The following is a 255-nucleotide window of genomic DNA, read 5'->3' on the forward strand; positions in this document are numbered from 1 at the left end:
GGTGCCAACGAATTTGGTAACGCCGTCCGTTGTGACAGCCTTTGCCCGGGCATGGACCCAGTGTGCCGGCATATCGGGCCGCTCCAGCATCCTGTACTCCACATCGAGGATGCCATTGCCATTGGCACCAAGCGCCCTTTCAGCCGACTCCGACAAGGCAAGCCGGTCTTCCGGATGAACGCGCGACGCAAACCCATCAAAGTGCAGGTCTTCATCGGGGCGACGATTGAGCAATCGCATCGCTCTTTCATCCTC

1 protein-coding gene is annotated in these 255 nt (G+C 59.2%); it reads right to left on the minus strand.

All coding sequences use genetic code 11. The annotated features are described in order from the left end of the window. Nucleotides 1-240: PAS domain-containing protein (locus ABKW30_RS29315; protein WP_348602496.1), on the minus strand; the 240-nt coding region annotated here is incomplete at its 3' end. Between the last annotated feature and the right edge of the window lie 15 nt (nt 241-255).

This window comes from Phyllobacterium sp. SB3 (genome assembly GCF_040009165.1).
Lineage (GTDB): Bacteria > Pseudomonadota > Alphaproteobacteria > Rhizobiales > Rhizobiaceae > Phyllobacterium.